This window comes from Bradyrhizobium sp. AUGA SZCCT0169 (assembly GCF_018130085.1).
Classification (GTDB): domain Bacteria; phylum Pseudomonadota; class Alphaproteobacteria; order Rhizobiales; family Xanthobacteraceae; genus Bradyrhizobium.
Map to the genome: position 1 here is coordinate 205,256 of NZ_JAFCMC010000007.1, position 24,703 is coordinate 229,958.

At 63.2% G+C, this 24,703-nt stretch carries 23 protein-coding genes and 1 pseudogene; 13 read left to right on the forward strand and 11 right to left on the reverse strand.

All coding sequences use genetic code 11. The annotated features are described in order from the left end of the window. Positions 1-6: 6 nt before the first annotated feature. Both JQ609_RS11665 and folD read left to right on the forward strand, forming a co-directional pair. Entirely contained in the window at positions 7-336 is a 330-nt protein-coding gene (locus JQ609_RS11665) for a DUF167 domain-containing protein (RefSeq protein WP_212273528.1), read from the forward strand. 1 nt (position 337) lies between these two features. Then, entirely contained in the window at positions 338-1,222 is an 885-nt protein-coding gene (gene folD, locus JQ609_RS11670) for a bifunctional methylenetetrahydrofolate dehydrogenase/methenyltetrahydrofolate cyclohydrolase FolD (RefSeq protein ID WP_212273529.1), read from the forward strand. Positions 1,223-1,381: 159 nt separating this feature from the next. Here the strand turns inward: folD and JQ609_RS11675 are convergent, their stop codons facing one another. The 3 genes from JQ609_RS11675 to JQ609_RS11685 form a co-directional block, all read right to left on the reverse strand. Next, a complete protein-coding gene (locus JQ609_RS11675; protein ID WP_212273530.1) occupies positions 1,382-2,863 on the reverse strand; it encodes a M20 family peptidase in 1,482 nt (493 codons plus the stop codon). Between the two features lie 210 nt (positions 2,864-3,073). Next, a complete protein-coding gene (gene ppa, locus JQ609_RS11680; RefSeq protein ID WP_212210325.1) occupies positions 3,074-3,607 on the reverse strand; it encodes an inorganic diphosphatase in 534 nt (177 codons plus the stop codon). A 224-nt stretch (positions 3,608-3,831) separates the two neighbouring features. After that, on the reverse strand, positions 3,832-4,341 hold the full coding sequence (locus tag JQ609_RS11685; RefSeq protein WP_192739389.1) for a GNAT family N-acetyltransferase: 510 nt from the start codon (positions 4,339-4,341) through the stop codon (positions 3,832-3,834). A gap of 311 nt (positions 4,342-4,652) precedes the next feature. On the opposite strand from JQ609_RS11685, the gene JQ609_RS11690 reads away from it, so the two are divergent. Genes JQ609_RS11690 through JQ609_RS11705 form a run of 4 tightly spaced genes read left to right on the forward strand, consistent with a single transcriptional unit; the run spans position 4,653 to position 7,771 of the window. Then, complete coding sequence (locus tag JQ609_RS11690; RefSeq protein WP_212273531.1) at positions 4,653-5,552, forward strand: S9 family peptidase; 900 nt, start codon at positions 4,653-4,655, stop codon at positions 5,550-5,552. 7 nt (positions 5,553-5,559) lie between these two features. Then, entirely contained in the window at positions 5,560-6,027 is a 468-nt protein-coding gene (locus JQ609_RS11695; protein WP_212273532.1) for a DUF2269 domain-containing protein, read from the forward strand. A 26-nt stretch (positions 6,028-6,053) separates the two neighbouring features. Then, on the forward strand, positions 6,054-7,367 hold the full coding sequence (locus tag JQ609_RS11700; RefSeq protein ID WP_409410555.1) for an SDR family oxidoreductase: 1,314 nt from the start codon (positions 6,054-6,056) through the stop codon (positions 7,365-7,367). Next, a complete protein-coding gene (locus JQ609_RS11705) occupies positions 7,364-7,771 on the forward strand; it encodes a thiol-disulfide oxidoreductase DCC family protein (RefSeq protein WP_212273534.1) in 408 nt (135 codons plus the stop codon). Before JQ609_RS11700 ends, JQ609_RS11705 begins: the two co-directional genes overlap by 4 nt. A 132-nt stretch (positions 7,772-7,903) precedes the next feature. On the opposite strand, the gene JQ609_RS11710 is transcribed toward JQ609_RS11705, so the two are convergent. Then, positions 7,904-9,163, reverse strand: coding sequence for an NAD(P)/FAD-dependent oxidoreductase (locus tag JQ609_RS11710; protein ID WP_212273535.1), 1,260 nt, complete (start codon positions 9,161-9,163; stop codon positions 7,904-7,906). Between the two features lie 224 nt (positions 9,164-9,387). Between JQ609_RS11710 and JQ609_RS11715 the strand changes: the two genes are divergently transcribed. Then, complete coding sequence (locus JQ609_RS11715; RefSeq protein WP_212273536.1) at positions 9,388-11,301, forward strand: hypothetical protein; 1,914 nt, start codon at positions 9,388-9,390, stop codon at positions 11,299-11,301. Between the two features lie 24 nt (positions 11,302-11,325). Here JQ609_RS11715 and typA read toward each other — a convergent pair whose 3' ends face one another. Further along, positions 11,326-13,152, reverse strand: coding sequence for a translational GTPase TypA (gene typA, locus JQ609_RS11720; RefSeq protein ID WP_212210332.1), 1,827 nt, complete (start codon positions 13,150-13,152; stop codon positions 11,326-11,328). On the opposite strand from typA, the gene JQ609_RS11725 reads away from it, so the two are divergent. Then, on the forward strand, positions 13,151-13,375 hold the full coding sequence (locus JQ609_RS11725; protein WP_192739380.1) for a hypothetical protein: 225 nt from the start codon (positions 13,151-13,153) through the stop codon (positions 13,373-13,375). The two genes, typA and JQ609_RS11725, sit on opposite strands and share 2 nt — an antisense overlap. A gap of 23 nt (positions 13,376-13,398) precedes the next feature. Here the strand turns inward: JQ609_RS11725 and JQ609_RS11730 are convergent, their stop codons facing one another. Further along, the gene (locus tag JQ609_RS11730) at positions 13,399-14,154 is read right to left on the reverse strand and encodes a Crp/Fnr family transcriptional regulator (RefSeq protein ID WP_212210333.1); all 756 of its coding nucleotides are present in this window, start codon (positions 14,152-14,154) and stop codon (positions 13,399-13,401) included. A 202-nt stretch (positions 14,155-14,356) separates the two neighbouring features. Here JQ609_RS11730 and JQ609_RS11735 point away from each other — a divergent pair, with 202 nt between their 5' ends. Further along, a complete protein-coding gene (locus JQ609_RS11735; RefSeq protein WP_212210334.1) occupies positions 14,357-14,725 on the forward strand; it encodes a response regulator in 369 nt (122 codons plus the stop codon). Positions 14,726-14,929: 204 nt separating this feature from the next. On the opposite strand, the gene JQ609_RS11740 is transcribed toward JQ609_RS11735, so the two are convergent. Beyond that, on the reverse strand, positions 14,930-16,480 hold the full coding sequence (locus JQ609_RS11740) for an alkaline phosphatase (RefSeq protein WP_212273537.1): 1,551 nt from the start codon (positions 16,478-16,480) through the stop codon (positions 14,930-14,932). Positions 16,481-16,577: 97 nt separating this feature from the next. Beyond that, a complete protein-coding gene (locus JQ609_RS11745; RefSeq protein WP_212273538.1) occupies positions 16,578-18,005 on the reverse strand; it encodes a TAXI family TRAP transporter solute-binding subunit in 1,428 nt (475 codons plus the stop codon). Positions 18,006-18,214: 209 nt separating this feature from the next. On the opposite strand from JQ609_RS11745, the pseudogene JQ609_RS11750 reads away from it, so the two are divergent. Together JQ609_RS11750 and JQ609_RS11755 are read left to right on the forward strand one after the other, a co-directional pair. Next, positions 18,215-18,529, forward strand: a pseudogene (locus tag JQ609_RS11750) (4a-hydroxytetrahydrobiopterin dehydratase); the annotation flags it as partial. A gap of 157 nt (positions 18,530-18,686) precedes the next feature. Then, on the forward strand, positions 18,687-19,073 hold the full coding sequence (locus JQ609_RS11755) for a YkvA family protein (protein ID WP_212210338.1): 387 nt from the start codon (positions 18,687-18,689) through the stop codon (positions 19,071-19,073). Positions 19,074-19,134: 61 nt separating this feature from the next. On the opposite strand, the gene JQ609_RS11760 is transcribed toward JQ609_RS11755, so the two are convergent. The 3 genes from JQ609_RS11760 to JQ609_RS11770 form a co-directional block, all read right to left on the reverse strand. Next, complete coding sequence (locus tag JQ609_RS11760; RefSeq protein ID WP_212273540.1) at positions 19,135-20,340, reverse strand: TAXI family TRAP transporter solute-binding subunit; 1,206 nt, start codon at positions 20,338-20,340, stop codon at positions 19,135-19,137. A gap of 99 nt (positions 20,341-20,439) precedes the next feature. Beyond that, positions 20,440-21,225, reverse strand: a complete 786-nt coding sequence (locus tag JQ609_RS11765) for a hypothetical protein (protein WP_212273541.1) — start codon at positions 21,223-21,225, stop codon at positions 20,440-20,442. A 507-nt stretch (positions 21,226-21,732) separates the two neighbouring features. Further along, the gene (locus tag JQ609_RS11770) at positions 21,733-22,707 is read right to left on the reverse strand and encodes an NADPH:quinone oxidoreductase family protein (RefSeq protein WP_212210341.1); all 975 of its coding nucleotides are present in this window, start codon (positions 22,705-22,707) and stop codon (positions 21,733-21,735) included. A 275-nt stretch (positions 22,708-22,982) separates the two neighbouring features. On the opposite strand from JQ609_RS11770, the gene JQ609_RS11775 reads away from it, so the two are divergent. Both JQ609_RS11775 and JQ609_RS11780 read left to right on the forward strand, forming a co-directional pair. Continuing rightward, on the forward strand, positions 22,983-23,822 hold the full coding sequence (locus JQ609_RS11775) for an SDR family oxidoreductase (protein ID WP_212273542.1): 840 nt from the start codon (positions 22,983-22,985) through the stop codon (positions 23,820-23,822). A gap of 156 nt (positions 23,823-23,978) precedes the next feature. Further along, positions 23,979-24,623, forward strand: a complete 645-nt coding sequence (locus JQ609_RS11780) for an invasion associated locus B family protein (protein WP_212273543.1) — start codon at positions 23,979-23,981, stop codon at positions 24,621-24,623. Positions 24,624-24,703: the final 80 nt, after the last annotated feature.

Sequence of the window (24,703 nt, forward strand, 5' to 3'; positions counted from 1 at the left end):
GGGTTGATGGATCCTTGGCGTTACTCTACCGAGGGCATCAGCGTGGCGCTGCGGGTCACGCCGCGCGGCGGCCGCGACGACATCGACGGGATTGAGACGCTCGCCAACGGGCGTTCCGTGGTCAAGGTGCGGGTTCGCGTCATCGCCGAGGGCGGCGAGGCCAACCGCGCGGTCATGGAACTGATGGCAAAGGCGCTCGGCGTGCCCAAGGCCAGGGTCAAGATCCTGTCCGGCACGACATCGCGCCTCAAGCAGGTCGCCATCGGCGGCGATCCCAAATCGCTCGGCGATACCTTGCGCAGGCTGACTGCAGCCAAACCGGATACGAAGGATTGAGATGACCGCTCGCATCATCGATGGAAAGATCATTGCAGCAGAGCTGCGTGGCCGCGTTGCCGGCGAGGTCGCACTGATCAAGGCCGCGCATCAGATTACGCCGGGGCTCGCGGTGGTGCTGGTCGGCAGCGACCCGGCGAGCCAGGTCTATGTCCGCAGCAAGCACAAGCAGACCCAGGAAGCCGGCATGGCGTCGTTCGAGCACGTGCTGCCCGAAGACGTCGCGCAGGCGGACTTGCTGGCGTTGATCGCGCAACTCAATCGCGATCCCGCAGTGCATGGCATTCTCGTGCAACTGCCGCTGCCGAAATCGCTGCATACCGAAACCGTCATCAATGCGATCGATCCCGCCAAGGATGTCGACGGGCTGCATCCGAACAATGCCGGGCGCCTGGCCGGCGGCTTTGCCGCGCTGTCGCCGTGCACGCCGCTCGGCTGCATTATTCTCACCAAGAGCGTGCATGCCTCGCTCGAGGGCATGAACGCCATCGTGATCGGCCGCTCCAACCTGGTCGGCCGTCCCCTGGTGCAATTGCTGCTCAATGAAAACGCGACGGTGACGATCGCGCATTCGCGCTCGCGCGATCTGGCGCAATTATGCGCCCGCGCCGATCTGGTCTATGCGGCCGTCGGCAAGCCGGAAATGGTGCGCGGCGACTGGATCAAGCCGGGCGCTACCGTGATCGACGTCGGCATCAACCGCCTGCCGGCCGCCGACGGCAAAACGCGCCTGGTCGGCGACGTCGCCTATGCCGAAGCGCTCAACGTCGCCGGTGCGATCACGCCGGTGCCCGGCGGCGTCGGGCAAATGACGGTGGCGTGCCTGCTGGTGAACACGCTGCGCGCGGCGTGCGCGATACACGGGCTGCCGAAGCCGGCGGTGTGAGGCGAGGCGCAGATCTCTCCGTCGTCATTGCGAGCCAACGGGTCGCGCGAATGCGCGCCCGATGACAGGCTCCGCGAAGCGATCCATAGCGTGGCAAAACGGATAGTCGGATTGCTTCGTCGCAAGTGCTCCTCGCAATGACGGAGGTGAGAGCTTGGGCTATCCCGCCGCGTTCTCGATCAGCCGCCGATAAAACCGGATCATGTCGGCATAGCCGTCCAGGCTGAGGCGTTCGTTGGTGCCGTGGAAGCGCTTCAGATCGTCGGTATTGGCGCGCACCGGCGAGAAGCGGAAAATCTTGTCGGTGATCCCGGCAAAGTGGCGCGAATCGGTCGCGCCCACCATCAGTCCGGGCGCCACGATGACATCAGGAAAAACCTCGCGGATGGTACGGTTGAGCATCTGGAACGACGGGCTCGCGGTACCCGTCACCGGTGGCGGATCGGTATTGCCGGGGAACGGTTTGATCGAAATGCGATCGTTGCGGATCGTGCTGCGCACATGGTCGGTGACGCTCGCTTGGGTGTCGCCCGGGATCATGCGGAAGTTGACGACGGCCTCGGCGTTGCCGGGCAGCACGTTGTCCTTGTCGCCGGCATTGAAAATCGTCAGCGCCGTGGTGGTGCGGATCGTCGCCTCGCTCGGGCCTTTCTTCTCGAACTCGCGCAGCAACAGCGGCTTGAACAGCCACAGGTTCGACAGCACCACGCGGTTGAAGCCGTTCATCTCCGGCGCCAGCGTGTCGAACATTTCGGCGACCGTGCCGCGGATATGCATCGGCAGGCGGTTGTCTTCGAGCCGCGCCAGCGCCGCGCTCAGCATGCCGATCGCGGTGTCGCGCGGCGGCATCGAGGAATGGCCGGGCGTTGCCTGCACGTTCAAGACCAGCGAGGCGTAGCCCTTTTCGGCAACGCCGATCAGAGCCGCTGATTTGTCGAGGCCCTTGATCATGCCTTCGGTGATCAGGAGGCCCTCGTCGACGACGAAATCGAGGCGGACGCCGCGTGAGGCCAATAGCGCCGCGATGGCCTTGGCGCCCGCGGTGCCGGCAGTTTCCTCGTCGTGGCCAAAGGCAAAGTAGATCGTTCGCTTCGGCCGGAAGCCGCCCTTGGTCATCGTCTCGGCGGCCTCCAGCATCGAATAGAGGTTGCCCTTGTCATCCCAGGAGCCGCGGCCCCAGATGAAACCATCGGCAATGACGCCATCGAAAGGCGGCTGCTGCCAGTCCTTCTCGGTGCCGGGCGCGACCGGCACCACGTCCTGATGCGCGAGCAGCGCGATCGGCGGCAGCTTTGGATCGGAGCCCTCCCAGGTGTAGAGCAAGCTGTACTGGCCGACGATCTCGCGCTTCGCCACGGCGTGGAACGCCGGAAAGCTCTTCTCGATATGCGCCTGCATGCCGCGCAAGGCCTCGGCGTGCTGGTCGGGCTTTTCGTGGCTCGAAATGGTGCGAAAGCGGATCGCCTCGCTGAGGCGCGCCGCAACGGCTTGCGCGTCGACCGCAACGCGCGGGATGGCCGCGACCTGAATTTGCCGCGAACTATGGGTGCTAACGTTGAACGCCAGCACGCCGGCGAGAATCACGATAGCAGCGATCAGGAGCAGCGCGAGGTTGCGGATAATTCTGACCAGCCGTCGCATCGGACTCTCCGTCATGGCCGGGCATAGCCGTCTGAAGGACGGCGTCGCTTCCGCTCGCCATAGCCGTCTGGAGGACGGCGTCGCTTCCGCTCGCCTATGTCCCGGCCTCCACGCCCTTCTTTCTGCGCGTGACCAAAGACGTGGATGCCCGGCACAAGGCCGGGCATGACGAGATCTATCACAAAGAATTGGTCCCGGGGCGCTAACCGCCTACTTCTTCCCCTGCGCCCGCTCGATGCCCTCGATGATCAGCCTTTGGGCGTCGTTCGCATCGCCCCAGCGCAGCACCTTGACCCATTTGCCTGGTTCGAGATCCTTGTAGTGCTCGAAGAAGTGCTGGATCTGCTGCAGCGTGATGTCGGGAAGGTCGTTGTAGTTCTTCACCTTGTCATAGCGTTGCGTCAGTTTCGATGTCGGCACCGCGATGATCTTCTCGTCGCCGCCGGCCTCGTCTTCCATCAGCAGCACGCCGACCGGCCGCACGCTCATGACGGCGCCCGGCACGATCGCGCGGGTATTGGCGACCAGCACATCGCAGGGATCGCCGTCGCCCGACAGCGTGTGCGGGATGAAGCCGTAATTGCCGGGATAGCGCATCGCCGTATAGAGGAAGCGGTCGACGACCAGCGTGCCGGCCTCCTTGTCCATTTCATATTTGATCGGCTCGCCTCCGACCGGCACTTCGATGATGACGTTGACGTCATGCGGCGGATTCTTACCGGTTGAAATGGCGTCAATGCGCATGGAGGGCTCCGTGGTTGCTTGGCGCAGTCGTGCTTCGACTGGCTGGATGGTCATGCCTGGCAAATGCGCCAAGCGCGTGTTCCGCGCTGGATCCCCGGCGTATCCATCGCATGCAGGCGGCTATTAGAAATGATGGGAGGCTAGGTCAAGCCATACCGAAGGCGTGATTCGCGCTTTCGTCTGATATGACGATCAGCCCAAAAAATTGGCGTTTCAGGCTTGGCTCAGTTGGTCCAGGCGAAGGCGACCTTGTCGAGCGATTTGGGTCCGAACTTCTCCGACGAGCGGGCGACCATGCGTCCGCCGAGCGCGCGATAGAACTCCGTCGCGGGATCGTTGTCGGACAGCGCCCAGATCACCATGCTCTTGAGGCCGCTCTGCAAGAGATCGCGGCGGGCAGAGGTGAAGAGGCGGCGGCCGAAGCCGAGACCCTGGAATTCCGGACGCAGATAGAGCTCGTAGATTTCGCCTTCGAAATGCAGGCTGCGGGCGCGGTTGCGGCCGTAGTTGGCATAGCCCGCGACCTTGTCGCCGAACACCAGCACGCTGACGCGGCTGCCCTTGCGGATCGCGCTGTCCCACCATTGCGGGCCGCGGCGGTTGATCAGCTTTTCAAGTTCGGCGCCGGGAATGATGCCCTGATAGGCCGAGCGCCAGGCTTCGTCATGGGTGGACGCCACCGCGGCTGCATCCGCAGCTTTGGCCGGCCGAACCTCGATCAGGGTTGTGCTCATGGACCCAATCAAAGCAAGTCAGCGCGTTGTCTTCAAGGTCCATCGTTAATTATCGGTTAACCTGTGGATTTTCTGCATCAGTTTACCGCCCGGCTGTACCGAAAGAGGACAGGAGGCCGACTTTACCGGGCACTTGGCCGATGCGGAGCAGGGTAAAACCAGGCTCAAAACAATCGCGGAGAACGCTTCCAGCAATCCGATCACGGAAAAATGTGCTGAATCTGATTCGCCGGTATTCTGTTGGCGAATTCGCAATTCCTTCCCAAAGACTACCGTCGCAACTGCCTTTCCCAAGCCCGCCAGGCCAATTCATGCATCCGGCTAAAGTGTTTATCGCAGCGGTTGTCCTCGCCGCGCTCGGCATCGAGACCGGCGCGGCGCAACAAAACCTCGGCGCGCAAGGTACCGAGGGCGAGCCCAATCGCCGGCAGCAATGGCTGGTGCCGTCGCCCGATCTGGGCCCTCCGTCACATGCGCTGTTGTTTCGTCCACCGGGCGCCGGTCCGTTTCCGCTCGCGCTGATTGCGCATGCCACCACTCAAAACGTATTGCGTCGCGCGCAAATGCCGCAGCCGGAATACCGTGCGCTGGCGGCCTGGCTGGTGGCGCGCGGCTTTGCCGTGCTGGTGCCGGAGCGTCCGGGCCATGGCGCCACGGGCGGCAAATATCTCGAAGACCAGGGCGGCTGCGACGAGGCTGATTACGCCAGGTCAGGCCGCGCCACCGCTGATGTCATCGCGGCGGCAATGGGCTTCGTGCGCAAGCAACCCTTCATCCGGTCAAACGGAATGATCGTGATCGGGCACTCGGCCGGCGGCTGGGGCGCGCTGGCGCTGGCCAGTGAAGATCCGAAGGACATCTCCGCGATCATCGCCTTTGCGCCCGGACGCGGCGGCCGCGCCAATGATTTTCCGGGTCAGGTCTGCGCGCCGCACACCCTGATGGCCGCCGCACGGGAATTCGGCAAGACCGCGCGCGTGCCCGTCACATGGCTGGTGGCGGCCAATGACAGCTACTTCTCGCCTGTTCTGTCGCGGCAACTGGCGGACGCGTTCCGCAACGCCGGCGGCAAGGTCGATTTCCGCGTGCTCGGGGCCTATGGCAGTGAAGGGCACTGGCTGCCGGAAACCGAAGCTGGTGTAACAAGCGCTGCCAGTGAACTCGATCGCGCCTTGAAGCTGCGCGGGCCGAACCCGGCCAAGAAACGATGACGCAACGATGACGCTGTATTTCGCGATCAAATATCTGCACGTGCTTGGCGCCATCGTCATTCTCGGCACCGGCAGCGGCATCGCGTTTTTCATGCTGATGGCGCATCGCAGCGGTGATGCTTCCTTCATCGCCCGCACCGGGTCGACGGTGGTGATTGCCGACATGCTGTTCACGCTGACGGCGGTGCTGCTGCAGCCCGTTACCGGCGGTCTCTTGATGATGCTGTCATCGACGGGATTTGGCGAACTCTGGATTTGGGCCTCGCTCGGGCTGTATGCGGTGGCGGGGCTGTTCTGGATGCCGGTGATCTTCATGCAGATCGAGATGCGCGACCTGGCGCGCGTCGCCGCGGCTGCGAATGCGGCGCTGCCGCCGCGCTATTTCGCGCTGTTCCGGCGCTGGTTTCTGTTCGGCATTCCAGGCTTTGGTTCGGTCATGGCGATCCTGTGGTTGATGATCGCGAAGCCGGTTTAGGTGGGTATATGCAAGCGGAAAATTCATTGCGCAAAATCCTCGTCCTCGGCGCTTCCGGCCTGATCGGTAGGTACATCACCGATGATCTTCGATTGCAGGGCTTTCAGGCGGTCGGGGTCGCGCGGCATTTCGAACCGTCACAAAAGACTGGCGCTTCCGACCTTGAGCTTCCGATCATGTCGATGGATGCTGCCTCGCTGGCGCGGTTGATCCGCGAGCGCGAGATCGATGTCGTGGTCAATTGCCTCGGCGTGCTGCAGGACGGGCCGGGCAGCGACACCCGCGCGGTGCATCGCGATTTCGTCGAACGGCTGCTGGTGGCGATCCGCGACAGCCGCCGCGCGGTGCGCTTCGTTCACATCTCGATCCCCGGCACCGCCGATGACGACCGCACCGCCTTTAGCACGACCAAGCGCGAGGCAGAGCGGCTGATCGCGGCCTCCGGTATTCCCTACGCAATCCTGCGGCCGGGCTTTGTCGTGGCGCCTTCGGCCTATGGCGGCAGCGCGATGTTGCGCGCGCTGGCGGCATTCCCGCTGCAATTGCCCGGCGATGAATCGGCGACTCCGTTCCAGCCGGTGGCGGTCGAGGATGTTTCCGCGACCATCGCCTGGCTCGCCGCCCGCGACATCGGCGATCCCGCGGCAAACGCCGTGACCTGGGACCTGATGCAGCCGCAACCGATCACGCTTGGCAATGTCATCGATCAATTCCGCTGGTCGCTCGGCACCTCCCGCATGCCGCGGATCACGCTTCCCGGTTTTCTGCTCAATCTCGGCGCCAAATCAGGCGATCTCGCCAATAAACTTGGCTGGATGCCGCCGATGCGCTCCACGGCGATCGCCGAACTGCGCCGCGGCGTCACCGGCGATCCCGCAAGCTGGATGGCGGCGACCGGCATCGTGCCGAAGACGCTGGCGCAGGCGGTGGGCGGGCATGCCGCCACCATCCAGGACAAATGGTTCGCGCGGCTGTTCCTGGTCAAGGCGCTCGTGATCGCCAGCCTTGCGGTGTTCTGGATCGTGTCGGGCTTCATCTCGCTGGTGATCTCGTTTGCCGCCGCCGCCGATATTTTGCGGGCGCACGGCTTTCCGTCATGGCTGGTCGCGCCGATGACTGCTATCACCAGCCTGATGGATATGAGCATCGGGGTGTTAATCGCCTTCCGTCGCACCGCCGCGGTCGGACTGGTCGCCGGCATCGTCGTCGCGCTGGGCTACATGGTCGGCGCGGCGATCCTGACGCCGGATCTCTGGATCGAGCCGCTCGGTGCGCTGGTCAAGACGGGACCGGCGATCGTGCTGATGTTGGTCGCATTGCTTACCTTGGACAACAGATGACGGCATGGCCGGACGATGACGTGATCCTCTACGACGGCGTCTGCATCTTCTGCTCGCGCTGGGTCCGCTTCGTCGCCATGCGAGACGTCGAGCGTCGCTTTCGCTTCACGCCGATCCAGTCCGGCTACGGCACGCGTCTGGCGCAGGCGTTCGGCATCAACCCCGACGATCCCGATACCAACGCCGTCGTTCACGGCGGCGTCGCATATTTCAAGTCCGACGCGGCGCTGACGGTGCTCGGCGCGCTGCCGGGCTGGGGCTGGACGCGCGCGCTGTTTGCGGTGCCGAAGCCGTTGCGCGACGGCGTCTACAGCCTTGTCGCGCGCAACCGCTACCGGATTTTCGGCAAGTATGAGCAGTGTTTTGTGCCCGATGCCGATATGCGCGCGCGGGTGATGGAGTAGATTCACGCCGAACCGTCATTGCGAGCGAAGCGAAGCAATCCATGTCACCGCTTGGGGAATCGATTGCGTCGTCGCTATCGCTCCCTTGCGCAAACGCTTCGCGCTTGTCGCAGGCAATGACGGGATTGAGGGCTATTGCTTCGCCAGCAAAGCCAACACTTCCCCCGCCGCGCGCTCCCCCGAATCCCGTGCCCCATGCGCGGTCGAGAAAAACCCCGGCGAGGTTGCCTCGCCCGCAAAAAACAAGCGTCCATCTACGGGCGCTGCCAGCACCGCGCGGTCGCCGGCGTGGCCGGGTAGAGCGTGGGAATACGAGCCGCGCGAGAACGGCTCGTGGGCCCAGCGCGATTCCGCGAGCGGCTTCAGCTTGCGGCGGAAGTCGTTGCCGAGGAAGCCTGCAATCTCGCTGATGCTTTCGGCGGCCAGTGCGCCGGGGCCGGCATCTTCCAGCGATCGCGCAAAGCGGCCGCCGAAAAAGCCTTCGATGCAGGGCTGGCCGAACGGGCGCAGATGATAGGTGCCCATCGCGGTGCGCATGGTGGCGCCGCGCAGGCTGCCATCCTTCGGCAGCGCGTCGCCATCGCTAAGTGCCAGCATCACCTTGTCGGCGAGACCAAGCGGCAGGCCGCGTGCGGCGTCGAGCTTTGCCGGCAGGGCCGGGTGAAAGCGGATGGCTTCATCCGCAATCAGGTTGGTCGGGACGGTGATGATCACCCTGCCGGCGGTCAGCGTGCCCCGCGACGTCTCGACGCGAATGCGCTTTCCCGAATGGTCGATCAGCGTCACCGCGCAGTTGAGCGCGAGCGGCATCGAGGCGCCATAGGCAGCGACCAGCGCGCCATAACCGCGGCGGACGCGCCAGTTGATCTCGGTGTCTTCATAGGCATCCATGTCCAGGATCGAGACCTGATCCAGTTCGCAGCCGTTGACGTAGGTCGAGATCGCGTCGATCATCGGGTTCCAGCGATTGCCGGGCTCAAGATAGAGGCTCGCGGCGACATCGCGGCCGCTCTGCCCGGCCAGTTCTGCGGCTTCCTCGGCGCGGTCATAGAAGGCATCGAGCGCCCTCAGGAATTCCGTCCGCTGCTCAACCGGAAACGCCTTGTTGTGGGCCTGCTCGCGCCAGGGCGGGCGGTTCCTGTCGATTTCGAACTTCAGTTGCTCGGCGATCGGGACGAATGAATTTTCATCCGCCGAATGCAACCAGCCGCATCCGAGGTCGAAGGTGATCTCGGGCGAGGCCGCTATCGTATGGGCACGGCCGCCGACGCGGTCGCGCGCTTCCAGCACGACACAGGAGAGACCGGATTGTTTCAGCGCATGCGCGGCGCCGAGGCCAGCAGCGCCGGCGCCGATGATGGCAACATCGACTTCGGAGGGGAGGGTCGTCATGTCAGAGCCTCTAGCACGTTCGCCAGGGGGCCTGAAGCCGGTCCGCAGAGGGCTCCCGGTCCACGGCGGGCAGGGGAGGGATGCGGTCGCATCGATTGGCCGAACTCGATCATTGCCGGCTGGCAGTGCGACATCTTTGCGAAAAAGAGCGGCTTGTTTCTCTCCCTGTAGTTGTATTGAATAGATCATTCTCCCTAACGTCATTTCAGATCCGGATTTCAGCTATGGCCGAATTCGACCCCGCTACCGCGCGGAAGAGAACCGCGATCCTTGTCGTTCACGGCATCGGCAGTCAGCGCGCGCTGGAAACGGTGCGCGGCGTGATACGGGGCGTCTGGCTGGACGAGAAAAACCCGGCCGACAAAGGCAAGCGGATCTGGACGCATCCGGAAAGGGACGGCTCCGACATCGACCTCGCTGTGATGACGACGAACACGGTGCCGGATTCGCCGGATGGCCGCCTGGTCGATTTCCACGAATTATATTGGGCTCACCTGATGAGTGAGACCAAGGCCGTCGCAGTGCTGCTCTGGCTGTACGAACTGGTCCGGAAGGGGCCGATCATGAAGCTCGGCATGAACGGGCTTTGGTGGGCAGCGGCTATTTTCCTGTGCCTGATGAATCTCTCCTTCGCGGTGCTGGTGTTGCAGGGGATTCTGCTGTTTTCGCGAAACGTTGCGCAGATCATGCTGGTCGCACCGTTCCTGCTGCTGGTTGCAAGCCTGCTGTTAGGCCTCCTCGTCGCCTTGAAATGGGGGGCTGTCCGGATCATCGGATTGCTCGCAATCGCGTTGGCCGGCGGGGCCGTTCTGATCGCGGTCTATGTCTGGATCGGGAGAAAATTTCCCGGCATTGCTGCGAGTGCAGGTAATCCCGGGATTCCCGATGGTGCCGAACTCTTCACGCAGATTGCGCTACCCACGTTGATTGCGCTGATCGCGACATTGCTGATCATGGGGCGACAGGGACTGCGGGCATTCTGGCGAGCCATCTTCATTTCCGTGGTCCTGTTCGGCATTTTCATTGTTGCCGATCGGTACTGGCATCCGGAAAGCGAATTTGTCCTGACCGTGATCAAGGCATGGTTGTGGGCGCTGAACTCGCCGTGGAGCGTCGCGGCGGCGTCGGCCGTGATCGGGCTCTATTTGATCATCAATGCCGCATTCCTGCAGCCGTATCTCGGCGATGCCGCGCGCTACTTCCGCAATTCACCGGCCAATGTGGCGGTGCGCCGGGCGATCAGGAAGGAGGCCGTGGATCGGCTCGCAAACCTCCACGCGTCCGGCCAGTACGATCGCATCGTCGTCGTCGCGCACAGCCTTGGTACCGTCGTCGCCTACGACATGCTGCGCGCCTATTTCAGCCGGGTCTGCAATGAGTTGCCGCCTGTCGAAGAGCTGGGCACGGATTTTGACGCCATCGATAGCGCCAAATGGCAGCCGGAAGACGCCAAGGCAACGATCGAGGACAAGAAGGCGTTGCGGATCAAGGCGCGCGCCACGATCGCCAGCATCGCCGCTGCCGCGGCGAAGCCGACGCCCCAGCAGCAAAAGCCCAATCCCTTGCAACCCAAGAGCTGGCTGGTGACCGACTTCGTCACCCTGGGAAGCGCGCTGACCCACGCCTACTTCCTGATGTGCCTGGGCAAGACCGCGGCGGATCTGAAAGCCGAGGGAAGGTTGAATACCGAGCAGGATCTGAAGGATGATTTCGCCCGGCGCGTCGGGGAAAGAGAGTTTCCGACCTGCCCGCCGAAACGGCTCGATCGAGACGGCTTGCTGACCTTCACCAATCCGACGACGCACAGGAAGCAAATTCACAACGGCGCGTTGTTCGGATTGACCCGGTGGAGCAACATCTATTTTCCCCGGCGTCAGCTGTTCTGGGGAGACGCCATCGGCGGCGCGCTATCGCCGATCTTCGGCTATCACATCGTCGATCTCGCGGTCTCCACCAAAAACGCGGGGGGTGACGACTTCTTCACCCACACCGCCTATTGGGACGTGCGCCGTGCGCCCGACACCTGTCAGGCGCCGCATATCGTCACGCTGCGCAAGGCCATCGATCTGGCCGATACCGGCGCCGCCATCGACCTGGTCGACGAAGGCGACGATCCCACCGCGCACGACGGGATCTGACGCAGTCGTTTAGGCGGGCGGTGCTTAGGCCACCGCCTCCTTGGCCTTTTCCGCGCGCTTGCGGTCGTTGGCGTCGAGGAACTTCTTGCGCAGGCGGATCGACTTTGGGGTCACTTCCACCAGCTCGTCGTCCTCGATATAGGCCAGCGCCTTTTCCAGCGTCATGCGGATCGGCGGGGTCAGGCGCACCGCTTCATCCTTTGAGGTGGTGCGGATGTTGGTGAGCTGCTTGCCCTTGAGCACGTTGATCTCGAGGTCGTTGTCGCGGGTGTGCTCGCCGACGATCATGCCCTTGTAGACCTTCCAGCCCGGCTCGATCATCATCGGGCCGCGGTCTTCCAGCTTGAACATCGCGTAAGCCACCGCTTCGCCCTGGTCGTTGGAGATCAAGACGCCGTTGCGACGGCCCTGGATGTCGCCCTTGTAGTTGGCATAGCCGTGGAACAGGCGGTTCATGATCGCGGTGCCGCGGGTATCGGTGAGCAGTTCGCCCTGATAGCCGATCAGGCCGCGGGTCGGCGCGTAGAACACCAGCCGCAGGCGGTTGCCGCCGGAGGGACGCATCTCGATCATCTCGGACTTGCGCTCGCTCATCTTCTGCACGACGACGCCGGAATGCTCCTCGTCGACGTCGATCACGACTTCCTCGATCGGCTCCTGCCAGTCACCGGTGGTTTCGTCCTTCTTCAGCACCACGCGGGGGCGCGACACCGAAAGCTCAAAGCCTTCGCGACGCATGGTCTCGATCAGGATCGCGAGCTGCAATTCGCCGCGGCCGGAAACTTCCATCGCATCCTTGTCGGTGGCTTCCACCACGCGCAGCGCGACATTGCCTTCGGCTTCGCGCAGCAGGCGGTCGCGGATCATGCGGCTGGTCACCTTGTCGCCTTCGGTGCCGGCAAGCGGTGAGTTGTTGACGATGAACGACATCGACACGGTCGGCGGATCGATCGGCTGCGCCACCAGCGGGGTTTCAACGGACGGATCGCAGAAGGTATCGGCGACGGTGCCCTTGGTGAGGCCGGCGATGGCGACGATGTCGCCCGCTTCGGCTTCCTCGAGCGGCGTCCGCTCGATGCCGCGGAAGGCGAGGATCTTCGTGATACGCCCGCTTTCGATCTGCTTGCCGTCGGCACCGAGCACCTTCACGGCCTGGTTCGGCTTGATCGAACCCGAGGTGATGCGGCCGGTGATGATGCGGCCGAGATAGGGATTGGCTTCGAGGATGGTGCCGATCATCCGGAACGGGCCTTCTTCGACCGTCGGCGGCGCGACATGGCGCAGGATCAGGTCGAACAGTGGCTGCATGCCGGCTTCGTGCGAGGCTTCCGGGCTGTCGCCCATCCAGCCCTGCTTGGCTGATCCATAAAGAATCGGGAAATCGAGCTGCTCTTCGGAGGCGTCGAGCGCGGCGAACAGGTCGAACACTTCGTTGATGACTTCGGTCGGGCGCGCGTCGGGACGGTCGACCTTGTTGATGACGACGATCGGCTTCAGGCCGACCTTCAGCGCCTTGGAGACCACGAACTTGGTCTGGGGCAGCGGGCCCTCCGCGGCGTCGACCAGCACCAGCGCGCCGTCCACCATGTTCAGGATGCGCTCGACCTCGCCGCCGAAATCGGCGTGGCCGGGAGTGTCGACAATGTTGATGCGGGTGTCTTTCCACTGCACCGAGGCGGCCTTGGCCAGAATGGTGATGCCGCGCTCGCGCTCCAGGTCGTTGGAATCCATCGCGCGTTCGACCACGCGCTGGTTGTCACGGTAGGTACCGGATTGCTGCAGCAGCTTGTCGACCAGCGTGGTTTTGCCGTGGTCGACGTGGGCGATGATGGCGACGTTACGAAGGTTCATGGCTCTTCTTCTGGTCGTGCAATGGCTGGAGCGCGATCTCGCCGGAAAACCGGGACCCACTTTTCCGGATCGTGCTCAAAACCTGAAATGCGAAAGGGGCAACGGCCTCGACCTTGGCCCCAAAAAGGAAGCCCGGCCAAAAGGACCGGGCACACCTTACGCGTTGCGGCGCAATATAGTCAGAAAACGCCAAAAAACAATGATTTGTTTGGCATTTGGTTAGCCGATTTTCGCCCGATTGCCCGCCTAATTGCCCTTTTCGGGGTCCGGATAGACCCCCCGCAAAACCTCCTCGAAATGGTCCTTCACCGCGTCATTGCAGAGGCAGGACCGGATTCGCAGCGCATCGGCGTTGCGGACCAGGATCGAACCGCGACGGGTCTCCAGCATGCCCTCGGCCTTGAAGGTCTGGATCACCCGGCTGGTGTAGCTGCGGCCGACCCCGAGCAGGGTCGCCAACTGCTCATGGGTCAGCGGCACCACTTCGTCGCCGTCGGTGCGTTCCATCGCCGAAATGATCCATTTCGCCGTGCGCTGCTCGATCGAGTGGATCGCGTTGCAGGCCGTGGACTGGAAGATCTGGGCCAGCATGCAGTCGGCGTAGCGGGCGAAGATGTTGCTGAGCGTCGCCGATTGCCTCTTGGCGGCCTCGAGCTTTCCGACCGGCAGCCGCACGAACGGCCCGGCGAACTTGACCATGATGCGGGTATAGGCCGGCAAATAACCCTGGCTGACGATGCCGCCGACCGCGCCTTCGCGGCCGATCAGGATGGTCTCGACATCGCGGCCATCCTCATTGGGGACCAGGTAGGAGACGAGGCTCGGACCGCAGGGGAAATGCACGATCTCGACGTCATCGCCGGGGCTGTAGAGCACTTCGCCGGCACTGGCATCGACCTCGGCAAGGTTCGGCGCGACCAGGGCGAAATCGGCCGCGTTCAGACGACGCAGCAAATTGTTGAACGGCCGTGCGCCGGCCGGCTCCTCGCGTCGCGCCTGCATCCAAGGTTCCTCTGTTCCCCAAGCGCACAATAACGAAGCTGTGCGCGTTTTTATGTGCACTAGTGAACAGACAGCATAACGACGGTGTGATGGTTTCAGTTCCGGAACCGATGGCCGCGCTTCAAGGCGTCGTCGGACCTCCTTCCGGGGCTTCGGCCCGGCAATCGGACAAAAAATAGTGAACCTGGGACAGACGAGTACAATGCAACCCGTCGCCGACGGCATGCCCAATGACGTCCTGATCGTCGAGGACGACCCAATCATCGCACTCGATTTCGAGGACACGCTTCTTGGTTTTGGCGTAAAGGCCGTGCGTACGGCTCAAACCGTGGCCAGGGCCCTCGCCATGATCGCCGAACGGCCGCCGGATTTTGCCCTGCTCGATGTCAGCCTGATTCGTGAAAAGAGTTTTGCGGTTGCCGAACAGCTGGACGCGCTGAAAATTCCTTATGTCTTCGTCACCGGCTATGGCGTCGACGCCAGGCTCCCGGCGGCGTTCGCAAACACGCCCCGGCTGGCGAAGCCTTATTCGACCGAGGCGTTGCTCGCGTTGCTGAACGTCAGGCGCTGAGACGCCAACCAGCGCGTCTGATTTATCGGCGGTGGATGCGTCCGCTTCCGGGCCGCCTGAATGGTTCACCCGGGAGCCGGTTCTGACTGGATCAGAACCGGCCCCGGCTTTTTGTTTTGACGCGTTTTCTACCGCAGATAAGTCTACGCAATCCGCGCAAAGCTTGATTGCGATGCGAACCGATTCCCGCTTCGCTCGAAAACGCTACGTACGCTGCGGATCGAGCGTCGTCGACCAGAGTGCGACGTCGGCGCGATCGCGCAAGGTCACGATCATCTGTCCGGTGGCGCCGTCGATCTTGACGTGGCCGAAGAACTGCATGCCGGCCGACGGCGGCAGGTTCTGCTTGTCCGGCCCCGGCGCCTTGATGAACTTCACCTCGGGCCCAAACGTGTTGTCGAGTTCGTTCGGCCCGAACGTGCCGGCATGCAGCGGGCCGGCGACGAATTCCCAGAACGGATCGAACTCCTGGAATTGCGCTTTATCGGGATTGTAGTAATGCGCGGCGGCGTAGTGCACGTCAGCCGTCAGCCACACCGTGTTGACGACGCCTGATGTCTTGATGAAGCGCAGGATATCGGCAATCTCGAGTTCACGGCCGCGCGGCGGGCCGTCGCCTTGCGCGAACGCTTCCGAGCCCTTTTTGTTGGCCGCATCGTCATAGACGATGATGCTGAGCGGCATGTCGGAGGCGATCACCTTCCAGGTCGCGCGCGAGTTCAACAGTCCGCGCTTCAGCCAGGCGAGTTGATCCGGTCCGAGGAAATAGCTTTCGGGCCCGTAGCTGGTTTGCAGGTTGGGCCCGTTGCCGGCGCGATAGCTGCGCTCGTCCAGCATGAAGACGTCGAGATGCGGACCGTAATGCAGCGTGCGATAGAGCCGGCCCGGCTCCACAATGCTTTCCCGGATCGGATACATTTCGTGGAACGCGCGGCCGGCGCGGGCGGCGAGCAGGTTGATGTCGCGCTCCTTGTAGGAGGCCGGCAATTGCTTCGACGGCGACCAGTTGTTGGTGACCTCGTGGTCGTCCCATTGCACGAAGATCGGCACCTCGGCGTTGAAGGCGCGGACATGTTCGTCCATGAAATTGTATTTGTGGGCCGCGCGAAACTCGTCGAGCGTCTCGGCCACCTTGGCTTTTGCTTCGATGGTGACGTTCTTCCACACCTTGCCGTCGGGAAGCTTCACCTCGGACCTGATCGGGCCGTCGGCATAGACGGTGTCGCCGGAATGCAGCAGGAAATCCGGGCGGTGCTTGCGCATGGTGGCGAAGGTGAACATGCCGCCGTCGTCGGGGTTGATGCCCCAGCCCTGTCCCGCGACATCGCCGCCCCAGACGAAGCTGACATCGCGGCGATCGGCCGGCGCGGTGCGGAAGCGGCCGACAACGGCCTCGCTCGCGACGTCGATATGCGACAGATCGCGAAACCGCACGCGGTAGAAGATCTCTTGTCCCGCGGGCAGGTTTTCCAGCAGCATCTTGGCGGTGAAATCGCTTTCGGGCAGTGCTGCGATCGGCGGCAGCGCCCGCGCATTGGCAAACGACTCGGATGTCGCGACCTCGACCATCATTTGCGAGGGACGGTCGGCGCGCGCCCAGATTACGCCGCCATCGGCGCCGACGTCGCCGGATTGCACGCCGTGGCTGATGACCGGCCGGTCGCCGGCGCGGCTGAGATAGGGCATCGCGATGACGCCAAATCCCGTCGCGGCGGTGGAGGAGAGAAATTTTCGACGAGAAATTCGTGTGGCCATGTCGGTGTTCCCGGTCCGCCCTGAGATAGCACGGGTAGACCTAGGAAAATTCCATGACCGCCGAATTACAGGACGGCCGAATTACAGGACTCCCAGCTCAGGCGCCGGCGGCCCGGAATTGCGCGCTGGCCCGTTGCAGGTTCTGCGGCATGCTCATCAGGAGCGCCTTGCGGTCGGCGACCGCGTTGTGGAACTGTTCGAGCGCGATGTTGAACGTGGTCAACGCGCCCTCCTCGACGGCGCCGTGTTCGAAACACTCCAGCATATGGCGCAGGATGCCGTCGGCCTCCGTCTGCATCTGGTCAAGCTCTTCCCCTGAATCGCAGCTGCGTGCAGCGGTGAGCAAATCGAGCAGCCGGTCGCGCTGCGAATTGCTGGCAATGCGCTCGTCCTTCTTCAGGTAGCCCGCGAACCAGGCGCCGGCAGAGCCCATCGCCGAGAGCCCCATCAGGCCCCACCAGATGAAATCGCTATAGCGCTCGAAGAAGGTTTTTTCCTCGCCATCGACAAAGGCGGCCGCGCCGGGATGCGCCGGGATATTGGCATCCTTGTCGGTGTCCGGCGTCTCGATCTTGGCGGCGAGCGGAAATTCGTTCTTCAGCGTTTGCCTGATCGCAAACAGCTGCCGGGTAAAGATCGCGATGGTGGAGTCGGATACGCCCTTCCGCGCCACGATGTGATGCGAGAAGCTGATGGTCTTGACTTCCTCTTCCGGCTTGGCCGGCGCGCCGCCAAAGGTACCGGCGGGAATCTCGGAAGACTCGTAGGCCGGATGGTTTTGCGCAATCGCTTCCGCCGAATCGATCGCGAGGAAGGTCGGCGTGCCGCCGTCGCGCATCGAGGCTGCGATCGCATCGGATGTGATCTTGCTGTTGAGCGGGCCCGCCGCGAGATAGATATCCGCCTTCTGGTTCCGGATGGCGTCGACCGCCTCAGTGACCGGAAACTGGACGATGTCGACCTTCGCCGGATCGACGCCGTATTGCTGCAGGATCACCTTGAGCAAATTGACATTGGCCTCGGTGCGGCCGACGACGCCGACGCGATGTCCGGCGAGCTGCGTGATTTTCGTGATCGCGGGCGCGGCCTTCTTGCCCTTGGCCCTGGCTTTACTGGCGGGTGGCACCCAGAGGACCACGACGTTCTTGCGCAGCGTCGCCACAGCCTGCGCGTTTTTGGGCACCTCGAGGTCGCCCCGGATAATGGCGAGATCGGCCTTGCCGTCGCCGAGCAGCTTGGCGCTCGCCACGGCGCCGTCGGTCTGTGCCGGACGCAGCCGGATTTGACCGTGCGGCTGGTTGTTGAGGGCTTGCGTCAGTGCCTGAACCACCTTGAGGTCGTCGCTGTTGGCCGGGCCGACCGCGATCCGCAACGTCACCGGCCGCGTCGCAATGTGATAGCCGGCCGCCGCCACGCCGAGGATCGCCAGAACGCCAGCCAGCATCACGAATGCCAGCCGCCGGCGCGCCGAACGGGGCGAGGGGGGAGGCAGTGCTGCTTCGGCGGGATGAGAGCCGTCGGTCATCAATTCCTGAACAATCGTTTGAGGTTCGATCTTCGGTTGCCAACGTGCTTACACCGGGCATCCTAGCAAATTCCTCGCCGGACCGTGGTTACATCTCCGTCATGGTTACCGGCACCCGAGCGGCCATTGGACGCGCCTTTCGGTCTAAATTTGGGCGGGGATCCCGCGGGGGCCCTTCGGTGTTAGGGTGAAGCTGGTGTCAAACGCGGGAGGCGAGCATGGCGGAACGGCTGTCGGCAGAAGCGCGGAAATCGGCGCTGGCGGAACTTTCCGGCTGGTCGGAGGCGCCCGGCCGCGAGGCGATCGCGCGAACCTTTACCTTCCAGGATTTCAACGAGGCCTTCGGGTTCATGTCCCGCGCGGCTTTGGTGGCCGAAAAGAACGACCATCACCCGGAATGGCGCAACGTCTACAAGACGGTCGAGGTGGTGCTGGCCACCCATGACGCCAATGGCGTCACCAAGCTGGACATCGAGCTTGCGGCCGCCATGAACGCCATAGCCAAACAGCTCGGCGTCTCCTGAGCGCCATCTTGGCGTCTCCTGAGCGCGCCAGCGTCTCCTGAGCGCCGGGTCTTGAAGTGATCTTCCAGCAGTGATCTTGCGGCGGCGGCTGGACATCCCCAATTCCTAGACAGACGTCCGCGGCGATCCGCCGCGCCTGTCTTGAGGGAGCGCCGTCATGGCAACGTCCGAACACAGCGTGGGTTTTGAACCGGCCGACCGGCTGGCGCAGGACCGCGAAAGCGTGCGCCGGCGCTTCTGGAGCAAGCTGAAGCGGGTGGTGGCGAAGCTTCCCTTCGCCGAGGACCTGCTCGCGGCTTACTATTGCGCGTTCGACAAGCAGACGCCGCGCCATGTGCAGGCGGCGCTGCTCGGCGCCATCGCCTATTTTGTTCTGCCGTTCGATTTCGTTTCCGACGTGCTGCCGGTGCTCGGCTTCACCGACGACGCCGCAGTCCTGGCCACCGCCATCCGCATGGTTGCCAGCTATATCACATCGGAGCACCGCGACGCCGCGCGCGCTGCGCTGAAGCGAGGTGTCGGGAACGACGACGAGGCGCAATAGGCCCGCGTCGACGTCCGCCACCGGGATCGCTTGCGGCGATCCCGATGACGTCCGAGGTTTCCTACTTCTGCGATCCGGAGCGAACTTGCGCGCGCGCGTTCCGCTCGGTTTCCCAGGCCTGGAACTGCTTGAACAGCGTCTCGCGATCGGCATCGGTCTTGATGTTCGCCGCGGTGGTTGGGCTCTGCTTCAGGAATTCATCGAACCGGGTACGCGCGACCGCTTCAACGTTGTGGGACTTCAGCCATTGCTCGGCGGCCGGCAACCGCTGCCAATCGGGCAGTGGCGCCGACAGCGAGACTTCCCTCCACTTCGGATGGAAGGGCGGGTTCTGGAACGTCGGGAATTTTGTGAAGAACGCATCCACGAACTGCGACAGCTTGCGATAGCGCTCGGTGTTCGGCGCCCAGTTATAGGCGGCGAGCACCGCCGGCACCGCGATGGTGTCGACGCGATCGTCGCCCGAAATCAGGTTGGGATAGTCCTTCGACGACAGGCTGGCGGGCAGATAGTCCTTCTGCAGCGGCTTCTCGTAGTTCACCGTCACCAGATGGAAGCGGTCGTCCTTGAACGTGCTGACGGATTTGTACGGTTTGCCGCCGCACACGATCACGGCGTCGATTTCGCCGGCCTTCAATTTCTCCAGCGCGATGCGTTGCTCGACATAGACCACCTTTGGCTTCATCCCGAGCCGTTCGAACACGGTCAGCGCAGTCACGAACGTGCCGCCATTGGGAAGGTCGACGCTCACGGTCTTGCCTTCGAGGTCCCTTAAGCTGCGGACCGATTTCGACGCGATCACGTGCATCTCTTCATTGTAGAGCTTGGTCACGTAGGTGAACTGCTTCTTGATATCCTTCGCAAAGCCCTTGCGTTCGAGATAATCGAGCGTGTCGGAGCGGACGATGCCGAGATCGACACCCTGCAGGAACAGGATGTCCGCCACGCTCTGCACGGAACCGCGCCCGACGATGGGCAGTACGCGCAACTTGTTGCCATCGTCGAGCACGGAAGCGAGGTCGGCGCCGAACTGCACATAGGTGCCGCCGATCGTCCCCGACATCAGCGTCACCGTGTTCGAGTTGAGGCTCTGCTTGGTGGCGACAGAACCGAACTGGAAAATAGCCTTCAGGCTCTCGCTGACCTTGGCCGGGTCGTACTCGGTTTGCTGGGCTTGGGCTTGGGCTTGGGCTTGGGCTTGGGCTTGGGCCGTCAGGCCGCAAGCCATCATGATGGCAAATACTGCCATTCCAAACAGTCGTCGCATTTGTTGGTCCCCTGCGTGATGCCCGCTGATGCGTGATGCGTGTCGCGTGATGCGCGGTCGTGAGTGATGCGTGCCGGTGATGACCGGTTCTGAAGATGCCTAGTTCTGGACCTGGCTGAGACGCCGCTTGGCGTCGGCCGAGCCGAGCTGGGCGGCCTTCTGGTACCAAAGCCGCGCCATCGCCGGATCGGGCGTGATGCTGCGCATGTCCTGCTTGCCCAGCACCTGCGGATCATAGGTCCCCGCCAGCATCAGCGCGGCGTCGGCCTCCTGCGCGTCTGCCGCACGCTCGAGCAGCAACCGGGCGGAGGTGATGTCACCGATCGCGAGCAGGCCCTTCGCCCGCTTCAACAGCGCGGCCAGTTCATCCGCATCGATGCGCCGTGCCGCTGGTGCAGGTTCGGGGGCCGTCGGCTCGATCGCCACAACCTGGGTCTTGATGGCGCTCTGGTAGGCCGCGGTGATTTCGTCGCGTGACGGTGAAGCGGACGCCACGGTTGCCGCTTCCGGCGTTGCCGGCGATGCTTCGGGACTAGCAGGCTGGGCCGCGACGCGCGGTGCCGGTGGCGCGGCGTCCTGTTGTTCGGTGCCTGACGGGGCGGGCGCTGCGCTGGCCAACGAAGCCTTGGCGTTGACGATGACCGCGCGCGTCGAATCGAAGGAAAGCAGCGCAAGAACGGCGGCCACGATGGACAACGCAAGCGCACCGGTCACGATGCGCGATGCGCGCGCTCGTCGTTTCTTGCCGCCAGCGAAGGAGTATTCGGGCGGTTCTTGATAGAAGGGCAGGTCCTGATAGCGCTCGTCCTGTCGGTGGCGGGCATCCTGCTGGCCGGCGAGAAAAAGCGGCACCGGGTCGTCTGCCAGGTGATCTTTCTGGACCAACGGGTCGGGCTTGCGTGCTTCTGACCGCAGAAATTGATGTGTCTCATACAATCCGGAATCACCGATCGCTTCGCCTAATCTTGCGAACGGATCCCCAGATTGAACGTGCCTTGTACTCTCCACCATGGTGATGCTTCCCCGCTACCAAAACGCAACGACGGGAGGCCGGCATCTGTTTCTTGTTGTTATCGGTGTCCGGGAACCCGTTTACTGGGCGGGCAATTCGCATGTCGAATGGGTTGAAAAAACGACGCCGGACCGCTCGAATCGGGAGACATTTTGTTTTGATTGCGGCGAATAGACGTGATTCAGAGATTTAAGATTGTATATCGTTAGCGCACAATCGCCTTGTATGAAGGCATTTTCAGCGTCGCCGCTCGGCAAGGCGCAGGCGCGCCAATTGCCAAAACGGGCCACGTTGTGCGCGGCCCGTTCGATTTTTTGCTGAACGATGATCGTTCAAAACAGAAGAGACGTTGAATGAAGCGCGACTGCTGTCGCGCAGCATCACGGATGCAGAATCACCTTGCCCATCGCCTTGCGGCCGGCGAGCACTTTCAGCGCTTCGGCGGTTTGCGCCAGCGGGAAGGTGCGGTCGACATGCGAGGAGATCTTGCCTTCCGCGGTCCACTTCACGAGCTTCTCCAGGTTGGCGCGGTTCTTCTCCGGGTTGAGCCGGGCCCAGGCGCCCCAGAACACGCCGCGGATATCGCAGCCCTTGAGCAGCGCCAGATTGAGCGGCATTTTCGGAATGTCGCCGGCGGCAAATCCGATCACCAGGAAGCGGCCTTCCCAGGCGATCGAGCGTAGCGAGGCCTCGGCATAGGTGCCGCCGACCGGATCGAAGATGATGTCGACGCCCTTGCCGCCGGTAAGGCGCCGCAAGCCTTCCTTGAGATCTTCCTTGCTGTAGTTCAGGCCAAGCTCGGCGCCGTGCGCTTTCGCAAATTCGAGTTTTTCATCCGACGAGGCGCAGGCAATCACCTTCAGGCCCATCAGCTTGCCGAGCTCGCAGGCGGCGAGGCCGGTACCGCCGGCGGCGCCGAGCACGGCCATGGTTTCGCCGGGCTTGAGGCTGGCGCGATCTTCCAGCGCATGCAGCGCGGTGCCGTAGATGATGAAGATTCCGGCGGCGCGATCGAAGTCCAGATTGTCGGGAATCTTCACGATCGAGTTGGCCGGCAGCGCGATTTTTTCGCGCGCGCCATTATGGCCGCAGGAGGCCGCCACGCGGTCGCCGACCTTCAGATCGGTGACGCCACTGCCGACGCTTTCGATCACGCCCGCGACTTCGGCGGCCGGCGAGAACGGGAACGGCGGCTTGATCTGGTACTTGCCCTGGATCATCAGGATGTCGAAGAAATTCAGCGCCGCGGCTTTGATCGCGATCACCGCCTCGCCCGGTCCGGCGACGGGATCGGGCACATCGGCCAGTACGAGGTCGTCGGGCTGGCAATATTGCGAGCAGAGAATGGCTTTCATGGACACACCTGATGTTCGGACGCACAAGGAAAGGCTGAATGCTTCTTGCCGGATTTGACGCCGGGCTACAATCCGATTCGGTGCTTAGGACGCGCATAGCTATCCGCCCGTCATTGCGAGCGAAACGAAGCAATCCATCGCGCCGCAAAATGAAAGAATGGATTGCTTCCGCCTTCGCTCAGGAGCTACGGCGGACAAGTCGTCGCTTACGCTCCCTTGCGCAAGCGCGTAGCGTTTGTTCGCAGGCAAGGATGGGGAAAACAGGGAGTGAAACAATGTTTGAAAAAAACCTGTTGGCGGGAAAGCGCATTCTGGTCACCGGTGGCGGCTCCGGGCTTGGCGCCGCGATGGGGCGGCGCTTTATCGAGCTCGGGGCGGAACTCATCATCTGTGGCCGCCGGCTCGAATTGCTGGAGGCCACGGCAACCCAGATGCGCAATGAGCTCAGTGGCAAGGTTTCCGTGGCGCGCTGTGATATCCGCGACGGCGGCGCGGTCGATGCGATGATGGATCAAATCTGGCGCGAGGCGCCGATCGACGTGCTGGTCAACAACGCTGCCGCGACTTTCCTCGCGCAGACCGAACATCTGTCGTTTCGCGCGGCGGACGCGATCCTGGGGCCGACGCTGCATGGCACGATGTATTGCACGCTCGCGGCCGGCAAGCGCTGGATCGAGGGCCGTCATAATGGCGTGGTGCTGAGCATCCTCTCGACCTCGACCATCACCGGCCGCGCCTTCACGGTGCCGTCGGCGATGGCGAAGTCCGCTATCCTGGCGATGACGAAGAGTCTGGCGGTGGAATGGGGGCCGAAGGGCGTTCGCACGGTCGCGATTGCACCCGGTGCATTCCCGACGCCGGGTGCATCGGGCCAGCTTCGCCCCGAGGGCCGCGGCGAGAGCTGGGCGCACCGCAATCCGCTCGGCCGCGCCGGCGAGCACAGCGAACTCGCCAATTTGGCGAGCTTCCTGATTTCCGACCAGGCCGGCTACATCAATGGCGAGATGGTGGTGCAGGATGGCGGCTCGCATTTGCGCAGTTCCGGCGCCGAAGACCTGCTGCAATGGACCGACGCGCAGTGGCAGAAGCAACGCGAAGGCCGTACCAAAGGCTAACTCCGCAGGAAGCGCGAGATACCGCCAACATGGCCGTGGATACAGCGGCTGGATAGCTCGTAAGTGCCTTCCCAAAAAGGCATTTCCCGGTTATCCATAGGTGACGGCCCGACCCGTCGCCGGGCCATCTTCCAGTCACAATGATGAGGGAACCAGTTGTCCGTGCGGCAGATACTGACATCCCTTGTTTTAAGTGCGTTGCTGTGCGGGGCTTCCAGCCTTGCGCAGGCGCAGAGTGCTGCGCCGAAGGGCGCCAAAGACGCGGCCAAGCCCGCGGCAACGGAAAAGCCCGCGGCGGCTGCGAAGTCTGCCGCCAAGCCTGAGTCGGCGGCAGCCGCCGCGGCCGGTGGCGCGGAGCCGACCCTGATCGGCCAGTTCGGAACCTGGGGCGCCTACACGGCGGCGCCGAACGGCAAGAAGGTGTGCTTTGCGCTGGCCAAGCCATCCTCGTCGAAGACCAATCCGCCCAACCGTCCGCGCGATCCGGCCTATGCCTTCGTCTCGACGCGCCCGGCGGAAAAAGTCATCAACGAAGTCTCGGTCATGATCGGCTACGCGCTGAAGCCGGGCTCGGAATCCTCGCTCGAGGTCGGCGGCGCGTCGTATGCGATGTACACGCAGGGCGACGGGCTCTGGATCAAGAACGCCGCCGAGGAAGAGCGGATGGTCGATGCCATGCGCAAGGCCGCCGACGTCACCGTCAAGGGCGTCTCGGCCAAGGGCACCGAGACCATCGACACCTTCTCATTGAAGGGGCTGTCGCAGGCGCTCGACAAATTGGCGCAGGATTGCCGGCGTTAAGCAATTTTAGGCCGAAAATGACGTTGTTTGTGCGTCCCGGAAGGCCTATTTGAGGTGCTACCTGTAGGGTGGGCAAAGGC

What these genes read in the sequence shown, in the direction of transcription:
- JQ609_RS11665 (WP_212273528.1), top strand. Translation starts at nt 7, where the DNA reads ATGGATCCTTGGCGTTACTCTACCGAGGGCATCAGCGTGGCGCTGCGG.
- folD (WP_212273529.1), top strand. Translation starts at nt 338, where the DNA reads ATGACCGCTCGCATCATCGATGGAAAGATCATTGCAGCAGAGCTGCGT.
- JQ609_RS11675 (WP_212273530.1), bottom strand. Translation starts at nt 2,863, where the DNA reads ATGCGACGGCTGGTCAGAATTATCCGCAACCTCGCGCTGCTCCTGATC.
- ppa (WP_212210325.1), bottom strand. Translation starts at nt 3,607, where the DNA reads ATGCGCATTGACGCCATTTCAACCGGTAAGAATCCGCCGCATGACGTC.
- JQ609_RS11685 (WP_192739389.1), bottom strand. Translation starts at nt 4,341, where the DNA reads ATGAGCACAACCCTGATCGAGGTTCGGCCGGCCAAAGCTGCGGATGCA.
- JQ609_RS11690 (WP_212273531.1), top strand. Translation starts at nt 4,653, where the DNA reads ATGCATCCGGCTAAAGTGTTTATCGCAGCGGTTGTCCTCGCCGCGCTC.
- JQ609_RS11695 (WP_212273532.1), top strand. Translation starts at nt 5,560, where the DNA reads ATGACGCTGTATTTCGCGATCAAATATCTGCACGTGCTTGGCGCCATC.
- JQ609_RS11705 (WP_212273534.1), top strand. Translation starts at nt 7,364, where the DNA reads ATGACGGCATGGCCGGACGATGACGTGATCCTCTACGACGGCGTCTGC.
- JQ609_RS11710 (WP_212273535.1), bottom strand. Translation starts at nt 9,163, where the DNA reads ATGACGACCCTCCCCTCCGAAGTCGATGTTGCCATCATCGGCGCCGGC.
- JQ609_RS11715 (WP_212273536.1), top strand. Translation starts at nt 9,388, where the DNA reads ATGGCCGAATTCGACCCCGCTACCGCGCGGAAGAGAACCGCGATCCTT.
- JQ609_RS11725 (WP_192739380.1), top strand. Translation starts at nt 13,151, where the DNA reads ATGGCTCTTCTTCTGGTCGTGCAATGGCTGGAGCGCGATCTCGCCGGA.
- typA (WP_212210332.1), bottom strand. Translation starts at nt 13,152, where the DNA reads ATGAACCTTCGTAACGTCGCCATCATCGCCCACGTCGACCACGGCAAA.
- JQ609_RS11730 (WP_212210333.1), bottom strand. Translation starts at nt 14,154, where the DNA reads ATGCAGGCGCGACGCGAGGAGCCGGCCGGCGCACGGCCGTTCAACAAT.
- JQ609_RS11735 (WP_212210334.1), top strand. Translation starts at nt 14,357, where the DNA reads ATGCAACCCGTCGCCGACGGCATGCCCAATGACGTCCTGATCGTCGAG.
- JQ609_RS11740 (WP_212273537.1), bottom strand. Translation starts at nt 16,480, where the DNA reads ATGGCCACACGAATTTCTCGTCGAAAATTTCTCTCCTCCACCGCCGCG.
- JQ609_RS11745 (WP_212273538.1), bottom strand. Translation starts at nt 18,005, where the DNA reads ATGACCGACGGCTCTCATCCCGCCGAAGCAGCACTGCCTCCCCCCTCG.
- JQ609_RS11755 (WP_212210338.1), top strand. Translation starts at nt 18,687, where the DNA reads ATGGCAACGTCCGAACACAGCGTGGGTTTTGAACCGGCCGACCGGCTG.
- JQ609_RS11760 (WP_212273540.1), bottom strand. Translation starts at nt 20,340, where the DNA reads ATGCGACGACTGTTTGGAATGGCAGTATTTGCCATCATGATGGCTTGC.
- JQ609_RS11770 (WP_212210341.1), bottom strand. Translation starts at nt 22,707, where the DNA reads ATGAAAGCCATTCTCTGCTCGCAATATTGCCAGCCCGACGACCTCGTA.
- JQ609_RS11775 (WP_212273542.1), top strand. Translation starts at nt 22,983, where the DNA reads ATGTTTGAAAAAAACCTGTTGGCGGGAAAGCGCATTCTGGTCACCGGT.